Origin of the sequence: Synechococcus sp. H55.10 (genome assembly GCF_047502715.1) — a bacterium.
Lineage (GTDB): Bacteria > Cyanobacteriota > Cyanobacteriia > Thermostichales > Thermostichaceae > Thermostichus.
The window spans coordinates 1-529 of record NZ_JANSJJ010000266.1; the positions used below are offsets into that span (position 1 = coordinate 1).

Here is a 529-nt window from a genome sequence, read left to right on the forward strand (position 1 = left end):
CCCGGCACTCGATTCAATCTTGTTAAAAGCGCCAACTTCAACTTCACTTGCTCCTGCTCGGTAGCACAGGTGTGGCACTCCTCCCCAAACGCTACCGCGGTTGACTGGCGCCAAACCGAATCTGAGAAGCCTTCGTAAGAAGTTACTTTCTACCACCTAATCTATCATCCAGAAGCGGCTGCTAACCCGCCTTAACCCTCTATTGTGCGGCCATTTTGCCCGACTTGATACATACCTTCACAACTTCTTCAGGTTGCTGCCAAGCTTTCGGAATCCTCCTCAGAAAAAGCTGCTGCCGCAACTGGGGATCCCTGGCCATTTGAAGCAGGGAGGAGGGTTTCGGCAACAGGGACAGGGTAGCAACTGACGAGCAGACCGGCGGAACGGATTTCGCGGTCGGCATGCAGCTCCAAAACCCGCCGCAACAGACGTTCTGCCGCCAGCCAAGTTGCCAGAGGCAGCGCACGCTCGGCCAGCCGGGACAAGGTCGGGTTGGGCAGGGATCCTAAGGCCTGCAGGACGGAATGAG

The 529-nt window shown here is 56.7% G+C and carries 1 pseudogene; it reads right to left on the bottom strand.

Annotated features, from left to right (window positions below):
- Positions 1-248: 248 nt before the first annotated feature.
- Positions 249-529 (bottom strand): annotated as a pseudogene (locus NW858_RS13065) (DNA repair protein RecO); the annotation flags it as partial.